This is a genomic window from Duganella sp. GW821-FHT07G03 (assembly GCF_059418605.1).
In genome coordinates this window covers 1-15,402 of record NZ_JBWKQE010000009.1, presented here as the reverse complement: position 1 = coordinate 15,402, position 15,402 = coordinate 1, and the positions used below count along the sequence as shown (strand labels likewise).

12 protein-coding genes and 3 tRNA genes are annotated in these 15,402 nt (G+C 61.0%); 11 read left to right on the top strand and 4 right to left on the bottom strand.

What is annotated here, in order from left to right:
- Positions 1-4 precede the first annotated feature (4 nt).
- Together hpnE and hpnD are read right to left on the bottom strand one after the other, a co-directional pair.
- A complete protein-coding gene (gene hpnE, locus AC07OK_RS13810; RefSeq protein ID WP_494690831.1) occupies positions 5-1,411 on the bottom strand; it encodes a hydroxysqualene dehydroxylase HpnE in 1,407 nt (468 codons plus the stop codon).
- On the bottom strand, positions 1,404-2,237 hold the full coding sequence (gene hpnD, locus AC07OK_RS13805; RefSeq protein WP_494690830.1) for a presqualene diphosphate synthase HpnD: 834 nt from the start codon (positions 2,235-2,237) through the stop codon (positions 1,404-1,406). The genes hpnE and hpnD overlap by 8 nt, the downstream gene beginning before the upstream one ends.
- 88 nt (positions 2,238-2,325) lie before the next feature.
- Here hpnD and AC07OK_RS13800 point away from each other — a divergent pair, with 88 nt between their 5' ends.
- A complete protein-coding gene (locus AC07OK_RS13800; protein ID WP_494690829.1) occupies positions 2,326-2,730 on the top strand; it encodes a VOC family protein in 405 nt (134 codons plus the stop codon).
- A gap of 16 nt (positions 2,731-2,746) precedes the next feature.
- Here the strand turns inward: AC07OK_RS13800 and AC07OK_RS13795 are convergent, their stop codons facing one another.
- Both AC07OK_RS13795 and hpnC read right to left on the bottom strand, forming a co-directional pair.
- Positions 2,747-2,911 carry a hypothetical protein gene (locus AC07OK_RS13795; RefSeq protein ID WP_229225081.1) on the bottom strand — a complete coding sequence of 55 codons (165 nt, stop codon included), beginning with the start codon at positions 2,909-2,911 and terminating at the stop codon, positions 2,747-2,749.
- Between the two features lie 111 nt (positions 2,912-3,022).
- Complete coding sequence (gene hpnC, locus AC07OK_RS13790; protein ID WP_494690828.1) at positions 3,023-3,841, bottom strand: squalene synthase HpnC; 819 nt, start codon at positions 3,839-3,841, stop codon at positions 3,023-3,025.
- Between the two features lie 156 nt (positions 3,842-3,997).
- Here hpnC and AC07OK_RS13785 point away from each other — a divergent pair, with 156 nt between their 5' ends.
- The 10 genes from AC07OK_RS13785 (at position 3,998) to AC07OK_RS13740 (ending at position 15,401) form a co-directional block, all read left to right on the top strand.
- The gene (locus AC07OK_RS13785) at positions 3,998-5,134 is read left to right on the top strand and encodes an efflux RND transporter periplasmic adaptor subunit (protein ID WP_494690827.1); all 1,137 of its coding nucleotides are present in this window, start codon (positions 3,998-4,000) and stop codon (positions 5,132-5,134) included.
- A complete protein-coding gene (locus AC07OK_RS13780) occupies positions 5,131-8,217 on the top strand; it encodes an efflux RND transporter permease subunit (protein WP_494690826.1) in 3,087 nt (1,028 codons plus the stop codon). Before AC07OK_RS13785 ends, AC07OK_RS13780 begins: the two co-directional genes overlap by 4 nt.
- 162 nt (positions 8,218-8,379) lie before the next feature.
- Positions 8,380-8,466 (top strand) — tRNA-Leu (locus tag AC07OK_RS13775).
- Positions 8,467-8,498: 32 nt separating this feature from the next.
- Positions 8,499-9,839, top strand: coding sequence for a trigger factor (tig, locus tag AC07OK_RS13770; RefSeq protein ID WP_116991048.1), 1,341 nt, complete (start codon positions 8,499-8,501; stop codon positions 9,837-9,839).
- 74 nt (positions 9,840-9,913) lie between these two features.
- The gene (clpP, locus tag AC07OK_RS13765; protein WP_494691014.1) at positions 9,914-10,531 is read left to right on the top strand and encodes an ATP-dependent Clp endopeptidase proteolytic subunit ClpP; all 618 of its coding nucleotides are present in this window, start codon (positions 9,914-9,916) and stop codon (positions 10,529-10,531) included.
- A 173-nt stretch (positions 10,532-10,704) separates the two neighbouring features.
- Positions 10,705-11,973, top strand: coding sequence for an ATP-dependent Clp protease ATP-binding subunit ClpX (clpX, locus tag AC07OK_RS13760; protein ID WP_008448338.1), 1,269 nt, complete (start codon positions 10,705-10,707; stop codon positions 11,971-11,973).
- 283 nt (positions 11,974-12,256) lie between these two features.
- Positions 12,257-14,668 (top strand): endopeptidase La, encoded by a 2,412-nt coding sequence (lon, locus tag AC07OK_RS13755; protein WP_494690825.1) that lies wholly within the window; start codon positions 12,257-12,259, stop codon positions 14,666-14,668.
- 213 nt (positions 14,669-14,881) lie between these two features.
- Complete coding sequence (locus AC07OK_RS13750; protein WP_020703299.1) at positions 14,882-15,154, top strand: HU family DNA-binding protein; 273 nt, start codon at positions 14,882-14,884, stop codon at positions 15,152-15,154.
- Between the two features lie 49 nt (positions 15,155-15,203).
- A tRNA-Val gene (locus tag AC07OK_RS13745) sits at positions 15,204-15,279 on the top strand.
- Between the two features lie 48 nt (positions 15,280-15,327).
- A tRNA-Asp gene (locus tag AC07OK_RS13740) sits at positions 15,328-15,401 on the top strand.
- The last annotated feature ends 1 nt before the right edge of the window (position 15,402 follow it).

Below are 15,402 nucleotides of genomic sequence, written 5' to 3'. Positions count from 1 at the left end.
GGGACTAGATGGTAGCCCCCTTGAGCAGCCCGGCGGCGGCGACGCCGCTGCGGACCGCCGATTCCAGCGTGGCCGGGTAGTCGCCGGCCGTGTAGTCGCCGGCGATGACCAGGCCTGGCAGGCCGCTGGCGTTGTCCGGCCGGACCAGGCCGGGTGTGCAGGCGTAGGTGGCGCGCTTCTCGGTGATGACCTTGAACCACAGCGGCCGTCCAAGCTCCGGACGCTGGAATACCGTCGCCAACTGTACCGCGACGGCTTCGGCCAGCAGGTCCTGGCTTTGGGCGGCGGCGCTGCCGGAGGCGCTGATGACCACCGCCAGCAAGCCGGCCTGCTTGGCGTCGAGTTGGCCGCGGTCGAACACGAACTGGCCCCATTGGTACTGTTCCGGATCGTCCAGCAGGGCGAAGAAGGGCAGTTCCAGCCGCGTGGCGGGATCGTATTGCAGGTAGCAGGTGGTGATGGCTTCGGTCTCGAAGGCGGTCAGCTGGCTGCACAGGGCCGAGCTGTCGCAATCGGGGATGCCGTGCAGCAGGGCGGCGGCCTGGCTGGTGCCGGTGGCCAGCACCACGCCGCTGAAATAAGTGCTCCAGTTGCCGCCCACCGCCGCGCCGCTGATATCGAGCTGCCACAGACGGCCTTCGATGGAGCGCAGCGCCTGCACCTTGGCGCCGGTGCGCACCGAACCGCCATGCGCTTCGACGTAGGCCGCCGCCGCCTCAGGCAGCAGGGCGGACAGGTCGGCGCGCGGCAGCAGCATGTCCGAGGCGCTGCGTTTGGCGCCCAGGCTGTCGCGCAGCACGTTGAGGAAGACTTGTGCGGAGGCGCGTTCCGGCGGCGTGTTCAACGCGGCCAGGCATAGCGGACGCCACATCAGCTGGATCAGGCGCGGGGTCTGATCGAAGCGTTCCAGCAGTTCGCTCACGCTGCAATCGGCGTGCAGGGTCCAGCCCATCCAGCGCGCGGTGGTGGAAAAGCGCGCCAGGCTGAGTTTATCGGCCCGGTCCAGTCCTTTGGCGCGCAGCAGCGCCAGCGCCAAGTGCAGCGGCGCGGGCAGGCGCGGCGCGACGAAATCCATGCCGCCGCTGCCGGCGGGGTAGCGCATTTGCAGCGGCAGCGACAACATCGCCTGTTCGCGGTCGATGCCGGTCAGCTTCATCAGCCGCAGCGTTGCGCTGTAGGCGCCCAGCAGGATGTGCTGGCCGTTATCCAGGTGCCGATGGTCGGTCTCGATGCGGCGGGCGCGGCCGCCCAGGGTGCGGGCCGCTTCGAGCAGCGTGACCTTGTAGCCGGCACGCGCCATCTCCACGGCGGCGGCGCAACCGGCCCAGCCGGCGCCGATCACGGCCACCGACCGCGAGGTCAGCCCCGGCTCGATTTTGCCGGAGCGCTTGTCCACGCCTTCCTTAGCCACGAATATAGGTCTTCCAGGCCAGCCAGAGCTTGCGGATAGGCGTCAGCGAGATGCGCTGGGTGAGCACGTGGTAGCCGTCGGCCTCCACTTCGGTCAGCAGGGTGCGGTAGATGGCGGACATCATCAGGCCGGGGCGCTGGGCGCGGCGGTCTTCCTTCGGCAGCAGCGCGAACGCTTCGTCGTAGACCTTTTGTGCGCGGGCGGCCTGGAAAGCCATCAGCTTTTCGAAGTTCTCGCTGTGACGGGCATTGAGCAGGTCGGCGGCGGTGACGTTGAACTGTTGCAGCTCACTGATCGGCAGGTAGATGCGGCCTTTGCGCGCGTCTTCGCCGACGTCGCGGATGATGTTGGTCAGCTGGAAGGCGTGGCCCAGCTTCTCGGCGTATTGCAGCGTCTCTGGCCTGGTCGCGCCAAAGACGCTGGCCGACAGGATGCCGACCACGCTGGCCACGTGCCAGCAGTACTTGGACAGCGCCGCGTAGTCGAGGTAACGGGTCTGGTTGAGGTCCATCTCCATGCCGTCGATAATGGCCTGCAGGTGTTGCTGCTGCAAGTTGTAGGCGGCCAGGTGCGGTTGCAGCGCCTGCGTGACCGGGTGGGTCTGCTGGCCCTCGTACATATTGGCGATTTCCTTGCGCCACCAGGAGAGCTTGATGCGGGCGATCGACTCGTCGGTGCACTCGTCGACGGTGTCATCCACCTCGCGGCAGAACGCATACAAGGCGGTGATGGCACGGCGACGCTCCGGCGGCAGGAACAGGAAGCTGTAGTAGAAACTGGAGCCGCTCTGGGCGGTCTTTTGCTGGCAGTAGTCGTCGGGAGACATGGATAAAAAAGCAAGGATGACATCGAAGCCGCTATTCTATAGGTTTAGTGTCACAATGTGGGCTTCTGTCGGCATGGAGGGAAGGGGCATGATAGGTATTCGTGGAATCGACCATCTGGTGCTGCGCGTGGTCAGCCTGGAGCGCATGTTGGAGTTCTACTGCGGCGCGCTGAGCTGCCCGGTCGAGCGGCGCCAGGATGAAATCGGCCTGGTGCAGCTACGCGCAGGCAGTTCGCTGATCGACCTGGTGCCGGTGGATGGCAAGCTGGGCAGCATGGGCGGCGCGCCGCCGGGCGCCGAGGGCCGCAATATGGATCATTTCTGCCTGCGGGTCGAGCCTTTCGACGACGCGGCGATCCGCGCGCACTTGCAGGCACATGGCGTCGAAGCCGGGCAGCTGGAGTCGCGCTACGGCGCGGAAGGCAAGGGGCCGTCGATCTATCTGACCGACCCGGAGGGTAATGTGGTCGAGCTGAAGGGCCCGCCAGCTTGAGTTTGAGTCTGGACCGCTAGCGCCGCAGGCTGCCGGCGCGGCGGCGCCCGGGTGGATCGGACAGCACCCGCACGATGACGCTGAACGGTATATTCCTGCGCACCAAAAACTCCGACGCAAACGCCCGTCCCCGGCTTTGCAGCAGGTTGACGCCCAATTCCACCACCTTCGATGTTGCCATATCCGGTCGCGAGGACCGATCTTCCATTTGCATAATGCCGCCTCTCCATTTGCTGCCAAGGTAGCATGAGGAAGGGAAATTGTGCAGAGGAAACGATTTAATCGTGCGCGGCTATTGCTTCTTCATCCGTACGGCCGCCCAGAAGATGCCCAGCCAATCCCGCCTGGCCAGCTTGGGACGGTGCAGGAACACATCGTACTCGGCCGCCTCGATCGCGTCCAGGATGCGCAGGCCGCCTTGCACCACCATGCGCAGCTCGAAACCGATGCGGCCGTTCAGGCGCAGGGCCAGCGGCGCGCCGCTCAACATCAGCGCGCGGGCGCGGTCCACTTCAAACTTCATCATCGAACGCCAACGCGGCCGGGCGCTGGCGTGGTCGAGCGCCGCCGGCGAGATCGCGTAGCGGTTCAAGTCCTCCAATGGGATGTAGATGCGCTCTTTATGAATGTCGATCGCCACATCTTGCAGGAAGTTGATCAGCTGCAGCGCGGTGCAGATGGCGTCCGAGTCGCGGATGTTTTCTTCGTCGGCCTGGCCGTACAGGTGCAGCATCAGGAAGCCGACCGGATTGGCCGAGCGGGCGCAGTAGTCCAGCAGCGCGTCGTAGGTCGCGTAGCGGCTCACCAGCACGTCCTGCTTGAAGGCCGACAGCAGCTCATACAGCGGCTTGAGCGGCAGCTCATATTGGCGGATCGCCTGCGCCAACCGTTCGAACAGCGGTTCATGGCCCGTGCCGCCGGCCTCGATATGCGCCAGCGCCGCCTCGTAGGCGTTCAGCGCGGCCAGCCGCTGTTCCGGCGTGGCGTCGCCCTCATCGGCCAGGTCGTCGGCGCTGCGGGCGAAGGCGTAGATCGCTTCCACCGCCGGCCGCAAGCGGCTAGGCAGTAAAAATGATGCAACAGGGAAATTTTCGTAGTGTTCAACCGGCATAAATTGTATTGCTAAAAGGCATAGTTAAAATTAATGACGCGAAAGTCATTTGCAAACGGATAGGCTCGGCATATAATAAATTAACGGAAAGTCATTAATTTCCGAGCCGTAATAGTAGTGCCATCTACACTCCAGAGCAAGCTAAAGGAATACACCGTGGTCGCCTTTAAAAAACAGCGTCAGATTTCCCCTCTCATACTTAGCGTTTTAGCCGCCGCCGTTCTGGCCGGTTGTTCCAAGCCCGCCGAGAAAACCGAAGACATCCGCCCGGTGCGCGCCATCGTGCTCGCCAGCAGCGATGTCGATGTCAACGCCGAGTTTTCCGGCGAGGTGCGCGCCCGCGTGGAATCGCGGCTGGCCTTCCGCGTCGGCGGCAAGATCGTCACCCGCAAGGTCGATGTCGGCACCCTGGTCAAGCATGGCCAGGTGCTGATGCAGCTCGATCCGCAGGACTTGCAGCTGTCGCAGGCACAGGCGCTGGCCGGCCTGCGCGCCGCCGAGACCAACCGCGACCTGGCCAAGGCCGAGCTCAAGCGCTATCAGGAACTGCGCAGCAAGAATTTCGTCAGCCAGGCCGTGCTGGACGCCAAGGATTCCACCTACAAGGCGGCGCAGGCCAATGTGGACGCCTCGCAAGCGGGATATCGCGGCCAGTCCAACCAGGCGGGCTATGCCAGTCTGGTGTCCGATGTCGACGGCGTGGTGACCGCGGTCGACGCCGAAGTCGGCCAGGTGGTGCAGCCGGGCGCGCCCGTGGTGCGCGTGGCCAAGCAGGGCGAGAAGGAAATCGTCATCGGCCTGCCGGAAGACAAAGTCGAGACTTTGCGCCGCGTGCCGGACGTGCAGGTGCGCCTGTGGGCCGATCCGAAGAACGCGGTGGCCGGCAAGATCCGCGAAATTTCGCCGGTGGCCGATCCGTCCACCCGTACTTACACCGTCAAGGTCTCGATCCCGGACTCGCTGGCCGAAGCCAAGCTGGGCATGACCGCCGTGGTGCAGTTCGCCTCCAAGACGGCCACGCCGCAGATCAAGGTGCCGCTGACGGCGCTGTACTATGAAAAATCGGCCTCGTCGGTGTGGGTGGTCGAGGGCGGCGTCGTCAAGCTGGTGCCGGTGACCATCGCCGGCGCGGCCGGCAACGATATCGTGCTGGGCAGCGGCGTCAAGGCCGGCCAGACGGTGGTGACGGCCGGCGTCAACCTGCTCAAGCCGGGCCAGAAGGTCAAGATACTCGGTAACGACTTGCCGGCGACGTCGACCCCTGCGCCTGTGGTAGCGGGGAACGTCAAATGAAGGGATTCAATCTTTCACGCTGGGCGCTGGAGCATATCCCGCTCACCCGCTACCTGATCGCGGTGCTGCTGATAGGCGGCATGCTCAGTTATTCCAACCTGGGCCAGGACGAGGATCCGCCATTCACCTTCCGTGCGATGGTGGTGCGGGCCAACTGGCCGGGCGCGACCTCGCTGCAAATGGCCGAGCAGGTCACCGACAAGCTGGAGAAAAAGCTGCAGGAGACGCCGGATATCGACGAGATCAGCAGCTACTCCAAGCCGGGCGAGACCACCATCATCCTGAAGCTGCGCGAATCGGCGCCGCCCAAGGAAGTGGCGCAATCCTGGTACCAGGTGCGCAAGAAGATCGGCGACATCCGCGGCACCTTGCCGCCGGGCGTGCAGGGGCCGTACTTCAACGATGAGTTCGGCGATACCTATGGTTCCATCTTCGCGCTGTCCGGCGACGGCTTCACCTATGCCGAGATGAAGGACTACGCCGACTTCGTGCGCCAGCAGCTGCTGGGCGTGCCGCTGGTGTCCAAGGTCGAACTGTTCGGCGTGCAGGACGAGAAGATCAACATCGAGTTCTCGCACCAGAAGTTCGCCCAGTTGGGCATACCGATCGAAGCCATCGCCAACCAGATCGCCACCCAGAACACGGTGGAGGCGACCGGCGTGCTGGTGACGCCGACCGACAACTTGCAAGTGCGCGTGACCGGTGCGCTGAAGACCGTCAAGGACCTGGAGGAGCTGGAGCTGCGCGCCAACGGCACCACTTTCCGCCTGGGCGACTTCGCCACCATCAAGCGCCTGTACCAGGACCCGCCGGGCAACAAGATGCGCTTCAACGGCAAGGAAGTGATCGGCCTGGGCGTGTCGATGGAAAAGGGCGGCAACATCATCCAGCTTGGCAAGCACATGGAGAAGACCGTCGCCGCGATGAAGGCCAAGCTGCCGGTCGGTATCGAGCTCGAGCGCGTGTCCGACCAGCCTGAAGCCGTCAAGGCTTCGGTGGGCGAGTTCGTGCACACGCTGATCGAAGCGGTGCTGATCGTGCTGGCCGTCAGCTTTGTCGCGCTGGGCCTGCATACCAAGCCCAAGCTGCGGCTGGACGTGCGTCCCGGCCTGGTGGTGGCGCTGACCATACCGCTGGTGCTGTCGGTGACCTTCTTGTGCATGCGCATGCTGGACATCGACCTCCACAAGATTTCGCTGGGCGCGCTGATCATCGCGCTGGGCCTGCTGGTGGACGACGCCATCATCGCCGTCGAAATGATGGTGCGCAAGATGGAGGAGGGCATGTCGCGCTTCGACGCCGCCACCTTCGCCTACACCTCGACCGCGATCCCGATGCTGACCGGCACCCTGATCACGGTGGCGGGCTTCCTGCCGATCGGCCTGGCCAAGTCGGCGGCCGGCGAATACACCTTCTCGCTGTTCTCGGTCAACGCCCTGGCGCTGGTGATTTCGTGGGTGGTGGCGGTGGTGTTCACGCCCTACATCGGCTACGTGCTGCTGAAGGTCAAGCCGCATGCCGACGGCGGCAGCGAGCACGACCTGTTCGACACGCCGGGTTTCCGCAAGTTCCGCGCGGTGGTCAACTGGTGCGTCGAGTTCCGCAAGACCACCATCGTCTTGACGCTGGTGGTGTTCGCGCTGGGCGTGTACGGCTTCAAGTTCATCGAGAAGCAGTTCTTCCCGGATTCCAGCCGTCCCGAGCTGATGGTCGAGTTGTGGACGCCGGAAGGCACGACCTTCGCCGCCAACGAGGCGCAGGTGAAGAAGTTCGAAGCCTTCATCCGCAAGCAGGAAGGCGTGGTCAGCGTGACCAGCTATGTCGGCACCGGCTCGCCGCGCTTCTACCTGCCGCTGGACCAGATCTTCCCGCAGACTAACGTGTCGCAGATCGTCGTGCTGCCGAAAGACCTGCACGCCCGTGGCGCGCTGCGCGACAAGATCGTCGACATCTTCAAGCGCGACTTCCCGGAAGTGCGCGGCCGCGTCAAGCTGCTGCCGAACGGGCCGCCGGTGCCGTATCCGGTGCAGTTCCGCGTGACCGGCGGCGAAGTGGACAAGGTGCGCGCCATCGCCGACCAGGTGAAGGACCTCATGCGCGCCAACCCGAACACGCTGGGCGTCAACGACAATTGGAATGAATCGATCAAGGTGCTGCGCCTCGACCTCGACCAGGACAAGATGCGCGCGCTGGGCGTGACTTCGCAGACCGTGATGCGGGCGGCGAACACCATCCTGTCGGGCACCACCATCGGCCAGTTCCGCGAGGACATCAAGCTGATCGACATCCAGATCCGCCAGCCCATCGAGGAACGCAACACCATCTCGATCCTGAACGACACGAACATCCCGACCGCCAGCGGCAAGTCGGTGCCGATCAGCCAGCTGGCCCGCGCGCACTTCGTGTGGGAGCCTGGCGTGGTGTGGCGGGAAGGGCGGGAATGGGCGATCACCGTGCAGTCCGACGTGGCCGACAACATCCAGGGACCGACCGTCTCCGGCCAGATCGAACCCAAGCTCAAGCAGCTGCGCGACAATCTGCCGGCCGGCTACGCCATCACCGTCAAGGGCGCGGCGGCCGACAGCGGCACGGCGGAGGCCTCGATCGCGGCCAACCTGCCGCTGGCGATCTTCATCATCTTCACCTTGCTGATGCTGCAACTGCACAGCTTTTCGCGGGCGTTGCTGGTGTTCCTGACCGGCCCGCTGGGCGTGGCGGGGGCGGCGATGGCGCTGTTGTTGCTGGGCCGTCCGCTGGGCTTTGTGGCCAACCTGGGCATCATCGCGCTGTTCGGCATGATCATCCGCAACTCGGTGATCCTGGTCGACCAGATCGAGCAGGATATCAAGGCCGGCCACGATCCGTGGACCGCGATCGTCGAATCGGCGGTGCGCCGTTGCCGTCCTATCATCCTGACGGCCGCCGCGGCGGCGCTGGCGATGATCCCGTTATCGCGCTCGGTATTCTGGGGGCCGATGGCGGTGGCTATCATGGGCGGCCTGATTCTGGCCACGGCATTAACCTTATTATTCCTGCCAGCGTTGTATGCGGCGTGGTTTAGAGTGAAAAAGCCGGTGAAATAAGGAAAAATCAGCGGAATGTTGGCGACATATTAAAAATCGTCACATTTCGCTGAAAAACCCGTTAAAATACCGCGTTGAAGTTGAAAGCTCTCGCAGGGTTCAGCGGGAATAGGGCGACCGTTTTCACTTACGGGTCGCCCTTTGCTTTTGTGCAAACATGCCGCGAGGATGGCGAAATTGGTAGACGCACCAGGTTTAGGTCCTGACGCCAGCAATGGTGTGGGGGTTCGAGTCCCCCTCCTCGCACCAACTGTATTACTATTTTTTTGGACGATTTTTACATGGCAACTGCAGTCGAAACCTTAGGCAAACTCGAACGTCGTATCACGATCTCCTTCCCGCTGACCGAGGTCCGCGCTGAAGTTGAGAAGCGTCTGAAAGTGCAAGCCAAATCGGCTAAGGCACCAGGCTTCCGTCCGGGTAAAGTTCCTATGAAAATGGTCGCAGCACAATACGGTTATCAGATCGAAACCGAAGTGCTGAACGATAAAGTTGGCCGTGCTTTCAACGACGCCGCCAATTCCGCCGAACTGCGCGTAGCAGGCTACCCACGCATCGAGCCTAAGGAAGAGTCGGCTGAAGGCGTGCTGGCCTTCGACGCCACCTTCGAAATCTACCCGGAAGTCGTCGTTGGCGACCTGACCACCGTGGAAATCGAAACCGTCAAGGCTGACGTGTCGGAAACCGAAATCGACAAAACCATCGAAATCCTGCGCAAACAGCGCGTTCACTTCCACACCAAGGGTGAAGCGGGCGAGCACGGCGACGGCGGCGCAGCGATTGCAGCCAACGGCGACCGCGTGACCGTGGACTTCGTCGGCTCGATCGACGGCGTTGAATTCCCAGGCGGCAAAGCTGAAGACTACGCTTTCGTGCTGGGCGAAGGCCGCATGCTGCCAGAATTCGAAGCAGCAACCGTCGGCCTGAAAGTCGGCGAAGCCAAGACCTTCCCACTGGCTTTCCCAGAGGACTACCATGGTAAAGACGTCGCCGGTAAAACCGCTTCGTTCACCATCACCCTGAAGAAGCTGGAATGGGCGCACCTGCCGGAAGTCGACGGCGAATTCGCCAAGTCGCTGGGCGTGGCCGATGGCGACGTCGCTAAAATGCGCGAAGACATCAAAGTCAACCTGGAACGCGAAGTTGCTGGCCGTGTCAAAGCCCGCAACAAGGAAGCCGTAATGGATGCGCTGGTGAAGACCGCCACTCTGGACGTGCCACAAGCGCTGATCGCTCAAGACACCGAACGCCTGGCCGAAATGACCCGTCAAGACATGGCGCAGCGCGGCATGAACGTCAAGGACATCCCGTTCCCACCAGAACTGTTCGCAGAAAAAGCCGAGCGTCGCGTACGCCTGGGCCTGATCCTGTCGCAACTGGTCGGCGAGAACAAGCTGCAAGCCCAGCCTGAACAGGTCAAAGCGCAAGTCGAAGACTTCGCGCAGAGCTACGAAGACCCGCGCGAAGTGCTGAAGTACTACTACAGCGATCGTCGTCGTCTGGCTGAAGTCGAAGCCCTTGTATTGGAAGAAAACGTCGTCAACTACGTCCTGGGCCTGTCGAAAACGTCGTCCAAGGTTGTGGCCTTCGACGAACTGATGGGAAGCAACGCACAAGCGTAATCCAGCGTGGGCCGGATGATGTAATATTGAATCTCCGGCCTCTAGCTGCTTCACAAGGAAATGGAATGACTGGTATGAACCGTAATCCGGCGCTGGACACTGAAATGCTCGGCCTGGTGCCGATGGTGGTCGAACAAAGCGGCCGCGGCGAGCGCTCCTATGATATTTACTCGCGCCTGCTGAAGGAACGCGTAATCTTCATGGTCGGCCCTGTCCACGACCAGATGGCGAACCTGATCGTCGCCCAGTTGCTGTTCCTCGAGAGCGAAAATCCGGACAAGGATATCTCGCTGTACATCAACTCCCCAGGCGGCTCGGTGTCGGCCGGTCTGGCGATCTTCGATACGATGCAGTTCATCAAGCCTGACGTGTCGACGCTGTGCACCGGTATGGCCGCCTCGATGGGCGCCTTCCTGCTGGCAGCCGGCGCCAAGGGCAAGCGTTTCTCGCTGCCGAACTCGCGCATCATGATACACCAGCCGTCCGGCGGCTCGCAGGGCATGGCTTCGGATATCGAAATCCAGGCCAAGGAAATCCTGTACCTGCGCCACCGTCTGAACTCGATCATGGCTGAACGCACGGGTCAAACCGTCGAGCAGATCGCCAAAGACACTGATCGTGATCGTTTCATGTCGGCGGAAGAGGCTGTAGAGTACGGTATGATCGACAAAATGTTGTCGAACCGGGCTTGATGCTTCCTTCGCAGCATTGCTAAAAAAACGCCCGGGCGATTAATCGTTCGGGCGTTTCGTTTTTATTTCGGGTAGCATGTAGTCATAGGTGGGCTTTTCCAGACGCTAATAAAATCGATTACCTGCTTCCTGGCAACAGCTAAGCCATTCTGTAACCCAAAGAAAACTGCCCCATGTCAGACAAAAAATCCTCCAGCGGCGAAAAATTACTGTACTGCTCGTTTTGCGGCAAGAGCCAGCACGAGGTAAAGAAACTTATCGCCGGCCCATCGGTCTTCATCTGCGACGAATGCATTGACCTGTGCAATGACATCATCCGCGATGAAACCTCGGCCATCGAGTCGGTCACGGGCGCCAAGTCGGACCTGCCGACCCCGCACGAAATCAAGGACTTGCTGGACCAGTACGTCATTGGCCAGCAAACGGCCAAGCGCATCCTGTCGGTGGCGGTGTACAACCACTACAAGCGCCTCAAGCACCTGGGCAAGAAAGACGACATCGAACTGGCCAAGAGCAACATCTTGCTGGTCGGTCCTACCGGCTCGGGCAAGACCCTGCTGGCCCAGACCCTGGCCCGCATGCTGAACGTGCCGTTCGTCATCGCCGACGCCACCACCTTGACCGAAGCCGGCTATGTGGGCGAGGACGTTGAGAATATCATCCAAAAACTGTTGCAAAGCTGCAACTACGATGTGGAAAAAGCCCAACGCGGCATCGTCTACATCGATGAGATCGACAAGATTTCGCGCAAATCGGACAACCCGTCAATCACCCGCGACGTATCGGGCGAGGGCGTGCAGCAGGCGCTGCTGAAACTGATCGAAGGCACGATGGCGTCGGTGCCGCCACAAGGCGGCCGCAAGCATCCTAACCAGGATTTCGTGCAGATCGACACCACCAACATCATGTTCATCTGCGGCGGCGCCTTTGACGGCCTGGCCAAGGTGATTTCCAACCGTTCGGAAAAATCCGGCATCGGTTTCTCGGCCAGCGTGAAGAGCAAGAAGGAACGCAGCGCCAGCGACGTACTGCTGGAAGCGGAACCGGAAGATCTGATCAAGTTCGGCCTGATTCCCGAGCTGGTGGGCCGCCTGCCGGTGGTCGCCACGCTGTCGGAACTGACCGAAGAAGCGCTGATCCAGATCCTGGTCGAGCCGAAGAACGCGCTGGTCAAACAGTACGCCAAGCTGCTCGACATGGAAGGCGCCGAACTGGAAATCCGTCCGGCCGCCCTGCATGCCATCGCCAAGAAAGCGCTGGCCCGCAAGACCGGCGCGCGCGGCCTGCGCTCGATCCTGGAACACGCGCTGCTCGATACCATGTACGAGCTGCCAAATGAAACCAACGTCACCAAAGTGGTGATCGATGAAAATACGATCACGAGTGGCGCCAAACCTTTATTGATCTATCAAGACCAGGCCAAAGCGTCTGGTGAGAATTAAATAACTTGTGCACACTTACCCCACTCAGCAGAAAAATTCATTTCGCATCCGTGGGGCAAGGCGGTACAATTTAAATCAATAAAAGAATGCAGGCTTCATTCGGAAAGCCACTCGTGACAGCGTCGTTTGTCACGCGTGGCTTTTTTATTTGTCGCGTTTTTTTAGAACATGATTGGCTTCTTTGAAAATACTCTTTTTTAGGAGAATTATTTCTTGCAGGTCGGTCTTGTGATTCGGCGGAACAGCGCCCACATCATAATCACGCTTTCACATAAGGTACGCCATGACAACTTCCAAATTAACTGAGCAAACTCAACTGCCGTTATTGCCGCTGCGGGATGTTGTAGTTTTCCCGCATATGGTGATACCGCTGTTCGTAGGGCGCCCAAAATCGATCAAGGCGCTGGAAGCCGCTATGGAGCAGGGCAAGAGCATCATGCTTGCCGCGCAAAAAGCCGCTGCCAAGGACGAACCTTCTGCTTCCGATATTTACGAGATCGGCTGCGTGGCCAATATTCTGCAAATGCTGAAACTGCCGGACGGCACCGTCAAGGTGTTGGTCGAGGGCGCCCAGCGCGCACGCATCAACCGCATCACCGATGCGCCGACGCACTTCATCGCCGATCTGACGCCGCTCGATTCCGAGCTGGGCGACGATTCGGAGATCGAAGCGATGCGCCGCGCCATCGTTCAGCAGTTTGACCAGTACGTCAAACTGAACAAAAAGATCCCGCCTGAGATCCTCGCCTCGCTGTCGGGCATCGACGACGCCGGCCGCCTGGCCGACACCGTCGCCGCGCACCTGCCGCTGAAGCTTGAGCAGAAACAGGTGATCCTGGAAATCTTCAGCGTGGCCAAGCGCCTGGAGCACCTGCTGGGCCAACTGGAAGGCGAACTCGACATTCTGCAAGTCGAGAAGCGCATCCGTGGCCGCGTCAAGCGCCAGATGGAAAAGTCGCAGCGCGAGTACTACCTGAACGAGCAAGTCAAAGCCATCCAGAAGGAACTGGGCGAGGGCGAGGACGGCGCCGACCTGGACGAGCTGGAGAAAAAAGTCGCGCTGGCCAAGATGCCGAAAGAGGCCTTGGACAAGGCCACCGCCGAGCTGAAAAAACTCAAGCTGATGTCGCCGATGTCGGCCGAAGCCACCGTCGTGCGCAACTACATCGACACGCTGGTCAGCCTGCCATGGAAGAAAAAATCCAAGGTCAACAACGACCTGGCCAACGCCGAGAAAGTACTGGAAGGCGATCACTACGGCCTGGACAAGGTTAAAGAACGCATCCTGGAATACCTCGCGGTGCAACAGCGCGTCGACAAGCTGAAAGCGCCTATCCTGTGCTTCGTCGGTCCTCCGGGCGTCGGCAAGACCTCGCTGGGCCAGTCCATCGCCCGCGCCACGAACCGCAAGTTCGTGCGCATGGCGCTGGGCGGCGTGCGCGACGAAGCCGAGATCCGCGGGCACCGCCGTACCTACATCGGCTCGATGCCGGGCAAGGTGCTGCAATCGCTGGCCAAGGTCGGTGTGCGCAATCCGCTGTTCCTGCTGGACGAGATCGACAAGATGGGCGCGGACTTCCGCGGCGATCCGTCGTCGGCCCTGCTGGAGGTGCTGGACCCCGAGCAGAACCACACCTTCTCCGACCACTACATCGAAGTCGATTTCGACCTGTCCGATGTGATGTTCGTGGCGACGTCGAACTCGTACAACATCCCGCCGGCGCTGCTGGACCGCATGGAAGTGATACGCCTGTCCGGCTACACGGAAGACGAGAAGACCAGCATCGCCCAGCGCTACCTGCTGCCTAAACAGATCAAGAACAACGGTCTGAAGGAAGACGAGATCTCGGTGGCCGAGTCGGCGCTGCGCGACATCATCCGCTATTACACCCGCGAAGCCGGCGTCCGTTCGCTGGAACGTGAAGTGTCGAAGATCTGCCGCAAGGTCGTCAAGATGCTGTTGTTGAAGAAGACCGAGAAGAAGGTCGTCGTCACCAACAAGAACCTGGACAAGTTCCTGGGTGTGCGTCGCTACGACTTCGGCGTGGCCGAGAAGGAAAACCAGATCGGCCAGGTCGTCGGTCTGGCATGGACCGAAGTGGGCGGCGATCTGCTGACCATCGAAGCCGTGCAGATGCCGGGCAAGGGCAATGTGATCCGCACCGGCACCTTGGGCGACGTGATGAAGGAATCGATCGAGGCAGCCCGCACCGTGGTGCGCAGCCGCGCCAATCGCCTGGGCATCAAGAACGAGGTGTTCGAGAAGGCCGACATCCACATCCACGTGCCGGAAGGCGCGACGCCGAAAGACGGTCCTTCGGCCGGCGCGGCGATGACGGTGGCGATGGTGTCGGTATTCACGGGCATTCCGGTGCGCGCCGACGTGGCGATGACGGGCGAGATCACGCTGCGCGGCGAAGTATTGCCGATCGGCGGCCTCAAAGAGAAGCTGCTGGCGGCCCAGCGCGGCGGCATCAAGACCGTGCTGATCCCTGAGCAGAACGTCAAGGACCTGGCCGACATCCCGGACAATGTCAAAAACAAACTGGAAATCGTGCCGGTGCGTTGGATCGACAAAGTGCTGGAAATCGCGCTGGAACGCATGCCGGTGGCGCTGACGGAGACGGTTCCGGTGGAAGCCGTGGCCGCTGCGGCAGCCAAGGCCGACGGCCAAACGGAAGTGGTAAAACATTAACTTTTACTAGTGTTTAGTAACTGCTGATGCACAAACAGGCGCTTTTATAGCGCCTGTTTGTTATTTGACCCCATTTTTCTATGGTGCAGCGCTTGACACAGGGGCGGGCTGGCTTGTTTAATACGGCCTGAGATTTTTCTCGGCCTGACAACGGTATTCAAATACCGTTATCTGCGGGCTAAAACGATATAACCTTTGTGACGGGGAATTGCTTTGAATAAGACTGAATTGATCGACCATATTGCTACTACCGCTGATATCTCGAAAGCGGCTGCTGCACGCGCACTCGACGCGGTGATCGACGGTGTAACCACCACCCTGCAAAAGAACGACAGCGTCACCCTGGTCGGCTTTGGTACCTTCTCCGTGAGCGAACGCGCTGCCCGTACCGGCCGCAATCCGCGCACCAAAGAAGAGATCATCATCGAAGCGGCTAAAGTTCCTAAATTTAAAGCTGGTAAAGCTTTGAAAGATGCTGTAAACTAACGGACTTCAGTGAGCGGCAAGCGGTAAAGTTGCTCACTCAAGGCAAAACGGGCGGTTAGCTCAGTTGGTAGAGCGGAGCCCTTACAAGGCTTAGGTCGGGAGTTCGAGCCTCTCACCGCCCACCAGTTTTGCAGGTAGTAACGGTAGTAAAAAGCAGTACCCAGTGTTTTGTTGGAGCGGTAGTTCAGTTGGTTAGAATACCGGCCTGTCACGCCGGGGGTCGCGGGTTCGAGTCCCGTCCGCTCCGC

Coding starts and splice junctions, on each gene's coding strand:
- AC07OK_RS13795 (WP_229225081.1), bottom strand. CDS start 2,911: ATGGCAACATCGAAGGTGGTGGAATTGGGCGTCAACCTGCTGCAAAGC.
- AC07OK_RS13780 (WP_494690826.1), top strand. CDS start 5,131: ATGAAGGGATTCAATCTTTCACGCTGGGCGCTGGAGCATATCCCGCTC.
- hpnD (WP_494690830.1), bottom strand. CDS start 2,237: ATGTCTCCCGACGACTACTGCCAGCAAAAGACCGCCCAGAGCGGCTCC.
- tig (WP_116991048.1), top strand. CDS start 8,499: ATGGCAACTGCAGTCGAAACCTTAGGCAAACTCGAACGTCGTATCACG.
- lon (WP_494690825.1), top strand. CDS start 12,257: ATGACAACTTCCAAATTAACTGAGCAAACTCAACTGCCGTTATTGCCG.
- clpX (WP_008448338.1), top strand. CDS start 10,705: ATGTCAGACAAAAAATCCTCCAGCGGCGAAAAATTACTGTACTGCTCG.
- hpnC (WP_494690828.1), bottom strand. CDS start 3,841: ATGCCGGTTGAACACTACGAAAATTTCCCTGTTGCATCATTTTTACTG.
- AC07OK_RS13800 (WP_494690829.1), top strand. CDS start 2,326: ATGATAGGTATTCGTGGAATCGACCATCTGGTGCTGCGCGTGGTCAGC.
- clpP (WP_494691014.1), top strand. CDS start 9,914: ATGAACCGTAATCCGGCGCTGGACACTGAAATGCTCGGCCTGGTGCCG.